16 protein-coding genes are annotated in these 15,437 nt (G+C 66.7%); 6 read left to right on the top strand and 10 right to left on the bottom strand.

Annotation, left to right across the window (positions count from 1 at the left end):
• Positions 1-45: 45 nt before the first annotated feature.
• The 6 genes from NMQ16_RS03765 to NMQ16_RS03740 form a co-directional block, all read right to left on the bottom strand.
• Positions 46-927, bottom strand: coding sequence for a cobalamin-binding protein (locus tag NMQ16_RS03765; RefSeq protein WP_257079158.1), 882 nt, complete (start codon positions 925-927; stop codon positions 46-48).
• Positions 924-1,703 carry an ABC transporter ATP-binding protein gene (locus tag NMQ16_RS03760; RefSeq protein WP_257079157.1) on the bottom strand — a complete coding sequence of 260 codons (780 nt, stop codon included), beginning with the start codon at positions 1,701-1,703 and terminating at the stop codon, positions 924-926. Before NMQ16_RS03760 ends, NMQ16_RS03765 begins: the two co-directional genes overlap by 4 nt.
• The gene (locus NMQ16_RS03755) at positions 1,700-2,725 is read right to left on the bottom strand and encodes a FecCD family ABC transporter permease (RefSeq protein WP_373566746.1); all 1,026 of its coding nucleotides are present in this window, start codon (positions 2,723-2,725) and stop codon (positions 1,700-1,702) included. The genes NMQ16_RS03760 and NMQ16_RS03755 overlap by 4 nt, the downstream gene beginning before the upstream one ends.
• A gap of 6 nt (positions 2,726-2,731) precedes the next feature.
• The gene (locus NMQ16_RS03750; protein WP_257079156.1) at positions 2,732-4,423 is read right to left on the bottom strand and encodes an ATP-dependent helicase; all 1,692 of its coding nucleotides are present in this window, start codon (positions 4,421-4,423) and stop codon (positions 2,732-2,734) included.
• 327 nt (positions 4,424-4,750) lie between these two features.
• Positions 4,751-5,179: a PPC domain-containing DNA-binding protein gene (locus NMQ16_RS03745; RefSeq protein WP_257079155.1), complete on the bottom strand. Its 429-nt coding sequence runs from the start codon at positions 5,177-5,179 to the stop codon at positions 4,751-4,753.
• Between the two features lie 10 nt (positions 5,180-5,189).
• A complete protein-coding gene (locus NMQ16_RS03740; RefSeq protein WP_257079154.1) occupies positions 5,190-5,768 on the bottom strand; it encodes an NnrU family protein in 579 nt (192 codons plus the stop codon).
• A gap of 180 nt (positions 5,769-5,948) precedes the next feature.
• Here NMQ16_RS03740 and NMQ16_RS03735 point away from each other — a divergent pair, with 180 nt between their 5' ends.
• Both NMQ16_RS03735 and NMQ16_RS03730 read left to right on the top strand, forming a co-directional pair.
• On the top strand, positions 5,949-6,344 hold the full coding sequence (locus tag NMQ16_RS03735; RefSeq protein WP_257079153.1) for a hypothetical protein: 396 nt from the start codon (positions 5,949-5,951) through the stop codon (positions 6,342-6,344).
• Between the two features lie 53 nt (positions 6,345-6,397).
• A complete protein-coding gene (locus NMQ16_RS03730; protein ID WP_069038830.1) occupies positions 6,398-6,541 on the top strand; it encodes an entericidin A/B family lipoprotein in 144 nt (47 codons plus the stop codon).
• Between the two features lie 156 nt (positions 6,542-6,697).
• Here the strand turns inward: NMQ16_RS03730 and NMQ16_RS03725 are convergent, their stop codons facing one another.
• From NMQ16_RS03725 to NMQ16_RS03710, 4 genes are all read right to left on the bottom strand, one after another.
• Positions 6,698-9,361, bottom strand: a complete 2,664-nt coding sequence (locus NMQ16_RS03725) for a DNA topoisomerase III (RefSeq protein ID WP_257079152.1) — start codon at positions 9,359-9,361, stop codon at positions 6,698-6,700.
• 148 nt (positions 9,362-9,509) lie between these two features.
• The gene (locus tag NMQ16_RS03720) at positions 9,510-9,971 is read right to left on the bottom strand and encodes a DUF494 family protein (RefSeq protein WP_069038828.1); all 462 of its coding nucleotides are present in this window, start codon (positions 9,969-9,971) and stop codon (positions 9,510-9,512) included.
• A gap of 78 nt (positions 9,972-10,049) precedes the next feature.
• Positions 10,050-11,135: a DNA-processing protein DprA gene (gene dprA / locus NMQ16_RS03715; RefSeq protein ID WP_257079151.1), complete on the bottom strand. Its 1,086-nt coding sequence runs from the start codon at positions 11,133-11,135 to the stop codon at positions 10,050-10,052.
• A 29-nt stretch (positions 11,136-11,164) separates the two neighbouring features.
• Positions 11,165-12,184 (bottom strand): LysM peptidoglycan-binding domain-containing protein, encoded by a 1,020-nt coding sequence (locus NMQ16_RS03710; protein ID WP_257079150.1) that lies wholly within the window; start codon positions 12,182-12,184, stop codon positions 11,165-11,167.
• 329 nt (positions 12,185-12,513) lie between these two features.
• Between NMQ16_RS03710 and def the strand changes: the two genes are divergently transcribed.
• The 4 genes from def to NMQ16_RS03690 all read left to right on the top strand — a co-directional run bounded on the left by def (position 12,514) and on the right by NMQ16_RS03690 (position 15,389).
• Positions 12,514-13,017, top strand: a complete 504-nt coding sequence (gene def / locus NMQ16_RS03705; RefSeq protein WP_257079149.1) for a peptide deformylase — start codon at positions 12,514-12,516, stop codon at positions 13,015-13,017.
• Positions 13,017-13,976 carry a methionyl-tRNA formyltransferase gene (gene fmt, locus NMQ16_RS03700; protein ID WP_257079148.1) on the top strand — a complete coding sequence of 320 codons (960 nt, stop codon included), beginning with the start codon at positions 13,017-13,019 and terminating at the stop codon, positions 13,974-13,976. The genes def and fmt overlap by 1 nt, the downstream gene beginning before the upstream one ends.
• Before the next feature lie 173 nt (positions 13,977-14,149).
• Positions 14,150-14,998 carry a zinc metalloprotease HtpX gene (gene htpX / locus NMQ16_RS03695; RefSeq protein WP_257079147.1) on the top strand — a complete coding sequence of 283 codons (849 nt, stop codon included), beginning with the start codon at positions 14,150-14,152 and terminating at the stop codon, positions 14,996-14,998.
• A gap of 1 nt (position 14,999) precedes the next feature.
• The gene (locus NMQ16_RS03690) at positions 15,000-15,389 is read left to right on the top strand and encodes a DUF2237 family protein (protein WP_257079146.1); all 390 of its coding nucleotides are present in this window, start codon (positions 15,000-15,002) and stop codon (positions 15,387-15,389) included.
• Positions 15,390-15,437 lie beyond the last annotated feature (48 nt).

The following is a 15,437-nucleotide window of genomic DNA, read 5'->3' as shown; positions in this document are numbered from 1 at the left end:
CCCGTTTCCGGGCGCCCGCCGTCCTGCGCGATCGCTTGCGGACTTTCAGCGTCGCTTCGTGCGCGCCTGTTCCAGCTGTTCGCACATCTGCGTCGCGCCGTCGAGAACGCGCGGCGTATTGCGCTGCAGCTGTTCCGGCGGAATGAAGTAGAGGTTGTCCCGGGCGACGGCCGGCAGGCTGCGCCAGCGCCGCCATGCGTCCAGCCACTCCGGGCGCGCGTCGGCCATGCCGCTGGCGACGATGACCTCGGGTGCAGCGGCCAGCACCGCCTCTTCGGTCACTGTCGGCGCGAGGATGGGCAGATCGGCAAACACATTGCGTCCGCCGCACAGCGCCATCACGGCGCTGATCAGATGCTCGCCATTGACCGTCATCGGCGGCCGGTCCCAGATCTGGTAGAACACGCCGACCGGCGGGCGGGATGCATAGCGCGCCGCCAGCCTGTCGCGTCGCGTGCGGAAGTCGAGCGCTGCGGCCTCCGCGATCTTGGACGTACCGGCCAGCCGGCCGAGCAGTTCGAGCGTGCGCGGAATGTCATCCAGCGAGCGCGGTTCGCTGACGAAAACCGGAATGCCCAGCCGGTCGAGCTGACCGTATTGCGCGGCGCGGGTGCTGCTCTGCCAGGCGATGACCAGATCGGGCTTCAGCGCTGCGACCGCCTCGATGTCGACGGCGCTGGAACTGCCGACCCGCGGCAGCGCCTGCGCCGCCGGCGGAAAATCGCTGTATTCCACCGCGCCGACCAGCTTCGCGCCTGCGCCGGCGGCGTACAGCAGCTCGGTCACGTGCGGTGCCAGACTGACGATGCGCTGCGCGGGGGCCGGCAGCACGACGCGGCGTCCGGCGTCGTCGGTCACGCTGACGGCGGCACGCGCCGGGTTTGCGGCTAGCATCAGTCCGATCAGCAGCCAGATCTGACGCATCATGCCGGCACGAAATAGCGACGCTCACCGTCGCGCAGCTCGCGCAGCGGATGGCAGAACGCGCGTGACAGCGTGTCTGGCTGCAGCACCGTGTCGACCGCTCCGCAGACCCACTCGCCGCCGCCGGTCAGCAGCAGCGCGCGGTCGCAGAAACGCAGCACCTGATTGAGGTCATGCAGCACGGCCACCACGGCGCGCCCCTCGTCATGCGCCATGCCGGCGAACAGCGACAGCGTGTCCATCTGGTAATCGAGGTCGAGATGGGTAACCGGCTCGTCGAGCAGGCACAGCGGCGCGTCCTGCGCCAGCAGCGCGGCGATGGCCACACGCTGTCTTTCGCCGCCGGACAGCGTGCGCACGTCGCGCGCCTCGAAGCCGGTGAGCGATACGCGGGCCATCGCGTCGAACGCGACCTGCACGTCGTGCGCGCTGTCGTCCGACCAGCGGCCGATGTGTGGGTGCCGACCGACCAGCACGGTATCGAGCACGGTCGACGCGAAGGCGTCTTCGTGCGACTGCGCCAGCAGCGCGCGCCGGCGTGCCAGCGCGCGCGGCGCCACCGATCCGATCGGCATGCCGTCTAGCGTCAGCTGGCCGGCCAGCGGCGCACGCAGCCCGGCCAGCGTGCTCAGCACGGTGGATTTGCCGATGCCGTTGCGGCCGATGACCGCGAGCATTTCACCCGGCCGGATGTCGAGGTCGAGCGCGGCGCACAAGGTGCGTCCGTCGATGCCGGCGCTGACACCGCGCGCGACGAGCAGGGGAGCGACGGTGCTCATTGACGGCGATGCAGCAGGAACAGGAATACCGGCACGCCGAGCAGCGCCGTCAGCACGCCGACCGGCAGTTGCGCCGGCGCGATGAGGGTGCGCGCTGCGGTATCGGCCAGCAGCAGCAGCAGGGCGCCCGCCAGCGCACTGGCCGGCAGCAGCAGACGCTGGTCGTTGCCGAGCGCCAGCCGCATCAGGTGCGGCACGACCAGACCGACAAATCCGACCGCGCCGACCGTGGTCACTGCGACGGCGGTCAGCGCCGACGCGATCAGGTAGATCGCCAGGCGCAGGCGCAGCACCGGTACGCCGAGCGTCTGCGCGGTGAGGTCGCCGCGCGCCAGCAGGTTCAGGTCACGCGCCAGCGGCACGCACACCAGCACGCCGATGGCCAGCGCCCACAGCGCGGCTGCGGGCGGCGCGGCCACGCCGGCGTCGCCCATCAGCCAGAACAGCATGCCGCGCAGCGACTGCTCGTTCGCCACGGTGAGCATGAAGGACACCGCCGCGCCGCAGCCGGCCGACACGATGACGCCGGTCAGCAGGAGCCGCGTCGGCGTGCGCCCGCCCTCGCCGTGAGCCAGCCCGAACACCAGCGCCATCGCGGTCAGTGCCCCGGCGAGGGCGGACAGCTCGAACAGCGCGCCCGCCAGTCCGGCCGCCATGGCCAGCAGTGCGCCGACCGAGGCGCCGCCGGAAATGCCGAGCACGTAGGGGTCGGCCAGCGGATTGCGCAGCAGGACCTGCATCAGCGCGCCGGCCAGCGCGAGCAGTCCACCGCAGGCTGCGGCCGCCAGCACGCGTGGCAGTCGCAGGCCGAGCACCACGTCGCCGGCCACCCCGGCATCGCCGCCGGTCGTCATGATCTGCCACAGCTGTGCCGGGCTGACCGGCACGCTGCCGAGCGACAGCGACAGCGCGATCGACAGCAGAAGGCCGATGGCGAGCAGTGGCAGCGCCAGCGTGCGGAGACGCGGCGTGCGGGTGCGCACGGACGCAGGGGATTGCATGGCGTCAGCAGGGATGGACATGTACCGCTAGCCCCGCCCAAGGCGTTCGTCGAGCGTGCGCCCGGCACGTTCGCTGACCACCAGTACCAGCTTCATCATGGCGCGTGTGGCGCCGACGAACAGCTTGCGCAGCGTGCGCTCGTCCAGCGCATCGAAGTCGACTTCGGCGAGGATGACCGCCGGCGCCGACTGACCCTTGAACCGGTAGACCGATTCGATCAGCACATCACCTTCGGAATATTCCGGCTGGCCGAGCAGGTCGTACTGGCCGGTGAAGCTGCGCAGCGCGTTGGCGCCGAGCCGGTCGTGGCGCAGCAGTTCCGACTGTTCGCGGCCACGCCAGCTGACGATGGCGACGTCTTCGGTGCGAAAGCCGGCGGCGAAGCACAGGCGGATCGCTTCCTTGACGCGCTGGGTCAGCGGATGTTCGGCGTCATACACCAGCCGCTCGACGTCGTCGGCATCGAACGGCGATGCCGCCTCGATCTGCGCGGCTTCGGGCAGCACGTCCTGCAGCAGCGTCTGCAGCATGTGCACGACAGGGCGCGGGCTGCGGAAATTGCTGCGCGCGCGCAGCGTCACCCAGCCGGGAAGATCGATCGGCGTACGGCCATACAGGTTCTGCATCGGGTCTTCCAGCCAGATCAGACGCGCCTCGTCGGCGGCATGCCGCCACAGCCGGGTCGCCCAGTCGGTGGAAAAGTCCTGGCCCTCGTCGACGATGACGGTGTCGAAACGGAGGGCGTCCGGCACGTCGAGTTCGCCGGCGCGCGCGATCAGCGCGTCGAACGCGTCGGGGCGTGCGTAGTCGGGCCGCTCGCCGTGCTCGGCCAGCACGCGCTCGCACAGGTGGTGGAAGGTGCACGCCAGCCCGCCCTCGGGCGCGATGCGCGCGAGGTGATCGGCCAGCGGACGATTGAAGCAGACATACAGCGGACGCAGCCCGGCTTCGACTGCAGCGCGGTACTCGGCGAGCGCGAGTTGCGTCTTGCCCGAACCGGCCGTGCCGACGACGCGCAGTCGGTAGGGCGTGAAGTCGAGCGCGCGCGCCCACTGCGAGAGGCCGCCGGCAACCCGGGTCACGCGCTCGCGCGCGATGCCCATGCGCGCGCTGACGTCGGCTTCGAGCTTGATTTCGTCGCGCAGGAAACGATGCACTTCGGCGGCGCGCGCGCCGTGTTCGCCCGGCGGAAGAATCGACTGGATGCGCGCTGCCAGCGTGTCGCGCAGCGCCGCGTCGACGATGCGTTCCGGCTCGATGCCGGCGGTATGCGCCTGGCGCACGAAGTGGTCCGGGCAGTACAGCAGGTATTCGAGGCTGGGCAGTGTGGCATCGGCGCCGCCCAGACGCGATGCCAGACGGGTGTGCAGGGCATGGCGCGAGCGCGCGATGCCGACCGCGACATTGCGGTCGCGTCCGCGGTGGCGGGTCAGCAGGCCGTGCTGACCTTCTTCGAGATAGCCGCTGCGCTGTTCGATGGCGAGCAGGTTGCCGGCGGCGTTGACGATGACGAAGTCAATGTCGCCGTAGATCGAAAACCCCTGATCGAGACGCGTCCAGTGCACGCCGTGATAGACGGTGTAGGCCGCCGGCAGCGCGCGCTCGAGCAGCGCCAGCGTGGCGCGTTCGCGCTCTGCTGCGGCACCCGGACGGATGGCATCGCCGGCGTCGTTGCCGCCATCCATTTCGCGCCAGCCATCGGGTACCACCTTTGCCACGTGTTGCGTCCTGTCGTCAGATCGGTGCGAGCTTACACGGCGTGTGCCGATCGCCGTGCGCCGCATGCCGGTTATCCACAGTATCTGTGGACAAGATGCTTCATCACGCGGTAACACCGGCCGGAGCGCCGCATGCTGCAACGGTGTCAATAGGGTTGCTCATTATTGAGGCAGGGTGCGGACAATTGAGGTGATTGCTCGCGCATGCTGGTCACGCAGTCCATCCACAGTTTCTGTGGACAAGGCTGTGGGCGAAAGCTGTATGGCGAGGGCAGCGCCGCCGCCAGCAAGGATGTGGGCACGACGCCTCATTTGCAGGCAGTGTGCTCAATCGGGGCCACGGGCGCCGAGCAGTTCATGCAGGTTCTCGGCCACCATTTCCTCGAAACCGGTTGCCGGGTCGATCTCGCGCCGGATGTCCCAGCCGGTGGCGATGCCGAGAACCAGTTCCATCGTGGTGCGCACGATGCTGCCCGCCAGCAGGTGACCACCGGTGACGCGTCCGTCGGCGTCGGCCACCATGACATGAAGGTGAACGCCGTGTCGGCTCACCGTTCCGGACAGCGTCAGCAACTCGCTGTTGCCATCGATGACGGTGGCCCTGTCGCGACCCGCCAGTCGCAGCGTGGCGGGCGCCAGGCTGCCCACCGCCGACAGCACGAAGGCGGCGCCGATGTCCTGCCGGCGCGCGACGGCTTCCAGGCAGCGCCTCAGATCGTCGCCCGGGCGAAGCCGCTCGATGTGCAGGGTGATCATGGCCGCACGTTCAGCCGAAAGGCTTCACGCCGATCAGCGCGAGATGCAGCCAGCCGGCGAACACCGCCCAGCCGACGACACCGGCGACGATGGCGATTGCATCGCGCGATGCACTGCCCGCCGGGCGTCGCAGACCGGCTGCGCGGTCGCGCCGGCGCAGCGTGGCGAACATGACGACCGACCACACCAGAAAGCTGCCGAACAGCAGCAGGTCGGCCAGCGTACCGTTGGCGATCAGGTGGGCGAACGCCCAGATCTTCACGCCGGCCACCATCGGATGGCCGAGTTTTGCGCGGATGCGTGTGCCCGGCACATAGGCACAGGCCATCAGAACGAAGGCCGGCAGCGTGAGCAGCGCGGCCAGGTGGCGCGTCCATACCGGTGGTGCCCACAGCAGCGTCGGCGCCATGCGCGCTTCGCCATAACCCTGCACGATCAGCACCAGGCCGATCAGGGACAGCACCGCATAAAGGATTTTCCACGGCAGCAGACCGAGGCGCGCGACGCCTGCGTCGCGCAGGCCCGGAGCAATCAGCCGCGTCGAGTGGACGCCCAGCAGCAACACCAGACCGAGTACCAGCATAGCCATCACATTTTCTCCACGAGAGGGGTCAGAGCAAGGGTCAGAGCGCGAGCGTACCCGAGACGGGCCGTGCGCACCTGCGTCGATGCGGGAATCGTCCTACAGCCACCCCGCCGTGCGGACGACAGGCGGCGCCGTGACCGCTGCGCATACTGCAGTCGTGTCATGCAGACGGAGAAACGCATCATGACGATTCGATTGCTGATGTCGGCGCTGTGTGGCGCCCTGCTGAGCGCCGCGTTGCTGACCGCTTTCCAGATAGGGCGCGGCACCGCCGCACCCGACAGCCTATCCGCATTGTCGAAGCTTGATGGACGGGAGGTGTTCGACACCGACGGCGTCACATTGGGCGTGGTCGAGCAGACCGTGTCCGGGCGCCACGGCGAACGCAGCGCGCGCTACGCCATGGTGCGCGTGTCGCGCTCGGGCAATGCCGGCCTGCGTCTGGCGGTGCCTGCCTATCGTCTGCAGGCGGTGGACGACGGTCTGATGTTGACGCCCGACTCAGAGGGTGATGCGGCTTCGAGCGACGATGACGGTGAAATCCTGCCCGCGGTGTCGCAGCTTCGCAGCACGATCTGAAACACAAGGCCAGATTTATGAACGCAGCACCCACTTTCCCAACGGAGACAAGCATGAACAAGCTGATGACGATACTTATTCTGAGTGCCGGTCTTGCACTGGCGGGTTGCAACACGATTGCCGGCGCCGGCAAGGACATCGAGTCCGGTGGCGAGGCGGTGCAGGACACCGCGCGCGACGTGCAGAAGAAGATGTAGTACCCGCGCTTCACCCTTTCCCGCTTCGCCCGACTCAGGCCTCGAGTCGGGCATTTTTTTGGCCGCCAGAGATCACGCGGCCAGCCCGCATGCACCGGACTTCGCGCGAGCGGATGCGCCAGGCGCATCACATCGGCGAGGAAGAGAACCCTGCCGTCAGGCCGGTTTTTTCGCAGCGGCCTTCTTCGGTGCAGCTTTTTTAGGCGCGGCCTTTTTCACTGCGGTCTTGCCCGGTGCAGCCTTTTTTGCGACCGCCTTCTTCATCGCCGCTCCGGCAGGCGATTCGCTTTCCGCCAGATCGGCGCCCGGCACTGCTGCCTTGGTCTCCTTCGCCCCGGCTTTCGGCTTGACCGCGCGCGGCTCGAATTCAAAGCCTACCTTGCCATCCGGTTGACGCACCAGGAAAGCGGAGAACTTGCGCTTGGTGCGCGACGACACGAACCCCTTCAGCAGATCGGTGCGACCGGCCTCCAGCAGCTTCTGCATCTGTTCCGGTTCGATCGGCTGCTGCAGGATGATCTTGCCCGAGCGGAAGTCGCAGCTCTTGTCCGGACCGACCGCCTTTTCGCAGATGTAGGACATCGGCTGTTCGTACACTCTTGCCGCGCACTTCGGGCAGGCGCCAAGCGGTGTCTGCGACGAGAAATCGACCGGCTCGGCATTTTCGTCATCGCGCGGCTGGCCGAAGTCGAACTCCGGCTCCAGCTTGTCGTTGAGCTTGATCAGCGCATTGAATGGCCGGCCCATCTTGTTGCGGAAGCCGGTCAGCGGTCCGACCTGATGGTCGCGCAGCAGAGTGTCGATTTCGTGCGTTTCGAACTGGCGGCTGGCGACGATCTTCCACAGCGCGAAGTCGCAGCTCTGACACTGGAACTTCTTGTAGTTTTCCTTCACGACACCGCCGCAGCGCGGGCACTTTTCTTCCAGCGTCGCGAAATCGCCCGGAATGGTGTCGCTTTCGTAACTCTTCGCCTGATGCACGATGCGCTGCGTCATGTCGGCGATCTCGCCCATGAAGGCTTCGCGCGACAGCTCGCCGCGCTCGATCTGCGACAGCTTGTATTCCCACTCGCCGGTCAGTTCGGGCGAACTGAGTTCGTCGATCTTCAGGCCGCGCAGCGCAATCATCAGCTGAAAACCCTTGGCGGTCGGAATCAGTTCGCGACCTTCGCGCAGCATGTAGCTTTCGAGGATCAGGTTCTCGATGATCTGCGCGCGGGTCGCCGGTGTGCCCAGACCACGCCCGGCCATCGCTGCGCGCAGCTCTTCGTCGTCGATGGTCTTGCCGGCGCCTTCCATCGCGGACAGCAGCGTCGCTTCCGAGTAGCGCGCCGGCGGGCGCGTCTGCAGCGCCTTGACCAGCATGTCTTCAACCTTGACCGTCTCGCCCGGTTTGACCGGCACCAGACTGGCCGCAACGGTTTCACCCTTGGCCTTGGCCTCGTCATCGACCAGCGCCGCCTCCTTGCCATACACGGCGAGCCAGCCGGCATTCACCAGTACCTTGCCCTCGGTCTTGAAGGCTTCGCCCTCGACGCGGGTGATCCGGGTGGTGATCTGGTATTCGGCGGCCGGAAAGAACACCGCGAGAAAGCGGCGCGTCACCAGGTCGTAGATCTTGGCTTCGGCCTCGGACAGCGACTTCGGCTCGGTGCCGGTCGGAATGATGGCGAAGTGGTCGGAAATCTTGGCGTTGTTGAAGATGCGCTTGTTCGGTTTGACCCAGCCGTGCTTCACGATTTCGTTGGCATGCGGCGCATAGGTCTGCGGCAGGCGTGCAAGAACGTCATTGACCGTCGGCAGATAGTCTTCCGGCAGCGCGCGCGCATCGGTACGCGGATAGGTCAGCACCTTGTGCTTCTCGTACAGTGCCTGCGCGATCTGCAGCGTGACGCGGGCAGAGAAACCGAAGCGTCCGTTGGCTTCGCGCTGCAGCGACGTGAGGTCGTACAGCAGCGGCGACAGCTGGGTCGATGGCTTGGCCTCTTCCTCGACCGTGCCGGTCTTGCCGGCGCACTTGGCCTGGATGGCACGCGCTTTCGCCTCGTCCCACACGCGTTCGGCGCGGGCGTGCTCGTCGCCTTCCGGCCGCTTGAATTTCTCGTCGATCCAGCGGCCGGTGTACTCACCCGCCACTGCGCCGAAAAGACCTTCGATTTCCCAGTAGTCGCGCGACTTGAAGCGACGGATTTCTTCCTCGCGCCGCACGACGATGGCCAGCGTCGGCGTCTGCACCCGGCCGACCGTCGTCAGGTGGAAGCCGCCGGTCTTCGAGTTGAACGCGGTCATCGCGCGCGTGCCGTTGATGCCGATGAGCCAGTCGCTTTCGGCACGCGACATCGCGGCCTGACGCAGACCTTCGACCTCCTGCGCGCTGCGCAGCTTCACGAAGCCGTCGCGGATCGCCGTCGTCGTCATCGACTGCAGCCAAAGACGCTCGATCGGCTTGGTCGATTTGCTGTGCTCGACGATGTAATTGAAGATCAGCTCGCCCTCGCGGCCCGCGTCACAGGCATTCACGAGGCTGTCGACATCCTTGCGCTTGATCAGCCGGGTCAGCAGGCGCAACCGCTCGGCGGTCTTGTCGATCGGATTGAGCGTGAAGCGGGGCGGAATGACCGGAAGGTGGGCAAACGACCACTTGCCGCGCTTGACCTCGTATTCCTCGGGCACGGCCAGTTCCAGCAGATGGCCGACTGCGGACGACAACACGTAGTCGTCGCTTTCGAAGTAGTCACCTTCGCGCGTGAATCCGCCGACGGAGCGCGCGATGTCCTGCGCTACCGACGGCTTTTCCGCGATGATCAGTTTTTTGCCCATGCCTGCCCGATGACCCGATCGCCGACTGCGGCGCACCGGGTGCGCGCCGGATCAAGCGGCGTGAAAGCGGCGCATGATAGGGACAAAAATTCCGAACAGGCAAGCGAATACGCGGGACCCCGCCATGCCCGCCACGTCGCGCGCCGGATCAATGCGGGGCGCGCGGCTCGTCTTCGTCGGACAGCAGCTCCTCGAGGACCAGGGTGTCGGTGGTCGCCTGCTGGTTCCACAGCACCATCAGCACGATCACCTTGAGCTGGCTCAGCGACACCTCGTCATCCTCCAGCGCCAGCGCACGCTCGACCACGATTTCGCGGGTCAGGGCGTTGATCGCACCGGCATCTTCGAGGAATGAAAGGAAGCCACGGCATTCGGTATCGAGCCGCGATTGCTCCGCCGCCGAGTACAGCCGGATGGAGCGGCTTTCTTCGGCAATCTTCGGCTTGTCGGCGCCACCGGCGCTTTCAAGACCGGACAGCCAGCCCATTGCTTCCTCGATTTCGTCCTGCTCGAAACCGGCAGCCGTGAGCTTGCGCGCGAGCTGGTTAGGCTCGGGATAACTGTCCAGATGCGCGTAAGTTTCGAAAAGATAGACCAGAACGTCGATCATGATTCGGCTCCGCGCGTGCCGGTTGGCGGCAAGGCCCACCGGCGGTTTGTCACCCGGCTCGGGCTGACCCGAACCGTATCACCTGATGCGCTGGAATCGACCGTCCGGCAGCAACGCCACCCGCCTTTCGAGTTCCAGCGAAAGCAGCATGGCGGAGAGGGTGTCTGCCGTCAAGTCGGTATGTTGCGCGATGAGGTCGATTCCGACCGGATCGAAGCCCATTGCATCAAGCAGCGCCGAGGCGTCGTCCGTCACGCGTGCGGCGGTGGCCCCGGCCGGTGGCGCCTCAGGCTGCAGCTCGGACAGGATGTCGCGCGCGTCATCCACCAGCTTGGCCCCCTGGCGGATCAGCTGATGGCAGCCCTTGGACAGCGGCGAGTGGATCGACCCGGGAATCGCGAACACCTCGCGCCCCTGGTCGCCGGCAAGGCGGGCGGTGATGAGCGTGCCGCTGCGTGCGGCCGCCTCGACCACCAGCACACCGCGTGACAGGCCGGAAATGATGCGATTGCGGCGCGGAAAGTTTTCCCGTAGCGCCGGTGTGCCGAGCGGAAATTCGGTGAGCACGGCGCCCTGCGCGGCCACGCGGCGCGCGAGGTCCTGATTGCGCGGCGGGTAGATGCGGTCGGCACCGGTGCCGATCACCGCAATGGTCGAACCCGGGCCGTCGAGCGCGCCATGGTGGGCGGCGGCGTCGCAGCCCAGCGCGAGGCCGCTGACGATGGTCAGGCCGCCGCGCGACAGCTCGCGCGCAAATTGTTCGGCCGTCTGTGCGCCCTGTGCGGTGGCGTTGCGCGCGCCGACGATGGCAAGCGCACGCCGGTTCAGCAACTCGACGCGGCCTTTCACATACAGCAGCGTCGGGGGATCGGGGATTTCGAGCAGGGCTTGCGGATACGCGGCGTCGGCCAGCGTGACGAGGTGATTGCCCGGCTGGTGCGCCCAGTCGAGCGTTCGCGCGATCGCTGCATCGTCATCGAAGGCGGCCAGCAGGCGGGCCGCCTTGTCGCCGACCGCCGCGGCGATCGCCGGGCCGGACGCCGCGAACACCCGCTCCGGCGGGCCGAATGCCGACAGCAGACGGCGTTGTGCGTCCAGCCCGAGTCCGCGTGTCAGCGTGAGCCGCAGCCAGGCTGCAAGCGATGCATCGGATACGCGCTCCACCGGCGACCGCGCGATCGAGTCGTCGGCGTTCAGGGCTTGCGGATGCGGTCGCCGACGGCGATCGGGCGCTTGGCATCCATCACCAGCGCGTAGGAAATGTTGTCGAACACCCGGAACACGAACACCACGCCCGAGCGCTCGTCCGGGATCTGGAAGGTATTGATCTGCTGGTCGCGGCGCTCGGTGACCTGCTTGCCGGCGACGAAGGCAGCGAATACGTGACCGACCTCTACGCCGTCATTCGCGCCACGGTTCAGCAGTACCACGTTGTGACGTCCGGCCGACGCCACGCCGCCGACGATGCGCGCCACGCTGCCTTCGATGTTCTTTTCGGGGGCTCGCGGCACGTAGGCGACCAGTTCAGACGGTGGGGCCGGAATGAGCCGGTCGCCCTTGCCCATTTCGAACTGTGCTGATTCGACCTCGAACGTAGCCGGGTCGCCTTCGCGCGTCAGCCGCGCATCCCCCAGGTATTCGGCCTCGAAGCCCAGCACGGCCTTGGTTTCCGGATCGCGGATCGGCGCGGCAGGCCGATAGACATGCCACAGCGACGAGCTGTCGGTCACGCCGGTCACGTAGGCCACATCGCCCGCGCTCAGGTACACGCGGCCTTCCTGCGTGCCGACGATGCGCGGCGCCGTTTCGTTGAAACCGGCTTCCACCGCAATCGGTCTGGTCAGGAAGGGTTCGATGGCCTTGTGCGGAATCGAGGCAATCGGCTCGGGCACCGCTTCTTCGTAGGTCCTGGGCGAAAGCTTGACCGGCTGACCGACGCGCAGGCGGGGCGAGCCGTTGAAATCTTCCAGATAGACGATCTGCCCGGGGTAGATCAGGTGCGGGTTGCGGATCTGTTCGCGATTCATCCGCCAGACTTCGGGCCAGCGCCACGGCTCCTTCAGGAACAGGCCGGCAATGCCCCACAGCGTGTCCCCCGGCTTGACGACATGGCGGTCAGGCGCGTTGCTGGCAATGGCGGGCGCACCGTCTGACTGGGCGAAGGCGGTCGCGCTTGAAAGGGCGACCAGCAGGGAGCATATAATCTTGCGCATGGTGTGGCCTCGCACTGGCGGATGCCGGTAGCACAACGGTTACGGACGGAGGGTCGCCTCGTTTCGTGTTGCACCGCCGGAACCCGGCCGGGGGTTTGCCTCTCGATATTGGTTCAAGCGTTTGCTACGGCAGCGTGCGCGGCGACATGAGCCGCGCACGTCCTGGTTCCGCCGCCGGAGATCATGGGTTGCACCATGGATTGCGGCGCGCGTTGCATGACGGCAGGCAAGGCTCAGGCCATCGGCATGCGTCAGTGTAGCAAGCTGCTTCAACTAATGACAGTCTGCATGAAAATTCACTGCTAATCCATTAAATCAGCACGACTTTTATGGCACTACTTCCGATACTGAAATTTCCCGATCCCCGTCTGCGCAAGAAAGCGTCGCCGGTGCAGGGGGTCGATGAAAGCACGCGCAGACTGGCCGCCGACATGGCAGAAACGATGTATGCCGCACCCGGAATCGGACTGGCCGCGACCCAGGTCGATGTGCACAAGCAGGTCATCGTGATTGATATCAGTGAGGACAAGACCGGGCTGATCACGCTGATCAACCCGCGCATCGTCGAGCGCGACGGCGAGCAGGTGTATGAGGAAGGCTGTCTGTCGGTACCCGGCATCTACGAAAAGGTGACGCGCTCGGAGCACATCCGGGTCATCACGCTTTCGCTCGACGGCACCGAGCACGAAATCGATGCACATGGCCTGCTCGCCGTGTGCATCCAGCACGAAATGGATCATCTGCAGGGCAAGGTGTTCGTCGATCACCTGTCGCAACTGAAACAGAGCCGCATCAAGAATCGCATCGCGAAGCAGGCCCGCGAAAGCGCCTGATGCCCTCACGCTCACTCACTGACCCGCCGCGCATCGCGTTCGCCGGCACACCGGAATTTGCCGCTCGTGCGCTCGAGGCGCTGATCGGTTTCGACTGCGACATCCCGCTTGTGCTGACCCAGCCTGACCGGCCGGCCGGCCGTGGCATGAAGCTCACGCCCAGTCCGGTGAAGGCGTGCGCCCTGGCGCATGGCTTGACGGTGGATCAGCCCGATACGCTGAAAACGCCGGAACTGCGCGCGCCGCTGGTGGAGGCTGCGCCCGACCTGCTGGTGGTCGTCGCCTACGGCATGTTGCTGCCGCGTGCCGTGCTCGACATTCCGCGCCTCGGCTGCATCAATATCCATGCGTCGCTGCTGCCGCGCTGGCGCGGCGCGGCGCCAATACAGCGCGCCATCGAAGCGGGCGACGCCCGCACCGGCATCACGCTGATGCAGATGGACATCGGTCTGGACACCGGCCCGATGCTCGCCGAGCATGTGGTCGACATCACGGACATCGACACGACCGCCACGCTGCACGACCGGCTGGCCGAAGCCGGCGCGCGGCTGCTGATCGATACCCTGCCCGACCTGCTGGCAGGCCGCGTCACGCCGCGCGCGCAGCCGGACCATGGCGCGTGCTACGCGGCCAAGATCGGCAAGACCGAAGCGGCCCTCGACTTTCGTCGCTCCGCGTCCGAACTGGGTCGCCGGCTGCGCGCCTTCGATCCCTTTCCCGGCGGGCTGATGTCGGTGGATGGCACGCCGATCAAGCTTTGGCGGGCCGAAGTGCTGGCCGAGCCGGGCGCACCCGGCCTGATCAGCCGGGTCGATGATCAAGGCGTGGTGATCGGCTGCGGCGCAGGCTCTCTGTGCATCACCGAACTGCAGAAGGCCGGCGGGCGCCGGCTGCCGGTGGCCGAATTCCTGCGCGGTCACGCGCTTGCAGCGGGCCAGCAGGCACAGCTGCCGGGCTGAGCGTCGGCCGGGCGCCCGGTGGCGTTGCTCGTCCTTGCAGGGAGCCTCCTGCCTTGTAGTCGCGCCTTTCCTGCCACCCTGCCCGCAACGCCGATCAACTGCGGTTTTCGGCTTGAATTTTCGGCTGAGTGCGCAATCTATACGGCGTCCGATTTCACTGACTGGTAAGCACAATGTTTGGCAACTGGCTGAAAACCTCGATCCTGATGGCCGGCATCGTCGCGCTGTTCGGCGTCGTCGGCGCGGCCATCGGCGGGCAGCAGGGCATGCTGCTCGCGCTGCTGTTCGGCGGCGCGATGAATGTGTGGGCCTACTGGTTCTCCGACAAGATGGTGCTGCGCATGTACAACGCGCGCGAAGTCGACGCCGCCTCGTCGCCCTATCTTTACAACATGGTGGCTGAACTGGCGCAGCAGGCCGAACTGCCGATGCCGCGCGTCTACCTGATCGACGAAGCGCAACCGAATGCCTTCGCAACCGGCCGCAACCCGGAGAATGCAGCCGTGGCGGCAACCACCGGGATCGTCCGCATGCTGTCCGCGCGCGAGCTGCGTGGCGTGATGGCGCACGAACTGGCGCATGTGAAAAACCGCGACATCCTGATCTCGACCATTTCGGCCACAGTATCCGGCGCCATCTCGGCGCTGGCGCAGTTCGGCATGCTGTTCGGCGGCAGCCGTGATGCGGACGGCCGTCCGGCCAACCCGGTGGTCGGCATCATTGTTGCCCTGCTGGCGCCGATTGCTGCCATGCTGATCCAGATGGCGATCTCGCGCACGCGCGAGTTCGGGGCCGACCGGGGCGGCGCGGAAATATCGAATGATCCGCATGCATTGGCGGACGCACTCACTAAAATAGACGCTTACGCGCGGGGTATCCCCATGGCAACCGCCGAAGCGCACCCGGAGACCGGCCAGATGATGATCATGAATCCCCTTTCGGGCGGCGGCCTGCGCGGCCTGTTCAGCACCCACCCGGAAACGGCGGAACGCGTGGCGCGCCTGCGCGCGCTGGCACGCTGACATGGATCGCGACTGGCGGCCCGACGGCAATGCCCGCAACGTGCTCGGCGGGCCGCTCGAGCCCTGTTCGTTCAAGCCGCTGACCGGTTTTTTCCGCGACGGCTGCTGCAACACCGACGACAACGACTTCGGCTCGCACACCGTGTGTGCGGTGCTGACCGACGACTTCCTGCTGTTTTCCCGCGCGCGCGGCAATGACCTGTCGACGCCGCGCCCGGAGTACGACTTCCCCGGCCTGCGGGCCGGCGACCGCTGGTGCCTGTGCGCAGCACGCTGGCGTGAAGCCTTTGACGCCGGTCAGGCACCGAAGGTGATCCTGGTCGCCACGCACGAGGCTGCGTTGCGCTATGCGCCGATCGAAGCGCTGCGCCAGCACGCCTGGACGGGTTGATCGTCTGCTTACCCCCGTCAGGACCCGCTCCGGAGCGGGTCCTGACTC

It is taken from the genome of Methyloversatilis sp. XJ19-49 (assembly GCF_024580145.1).
Lineage (GTDB): Bacteria > Pseudomonadota > Gammaproteobacteria > Burkholderiales > Rhodocyclaceae > Methyloversatilis.
Note: the sequence above shows the minus strand (reverse complement) of the source record. Positions and strands in the feature narration are given on the sequence as shown.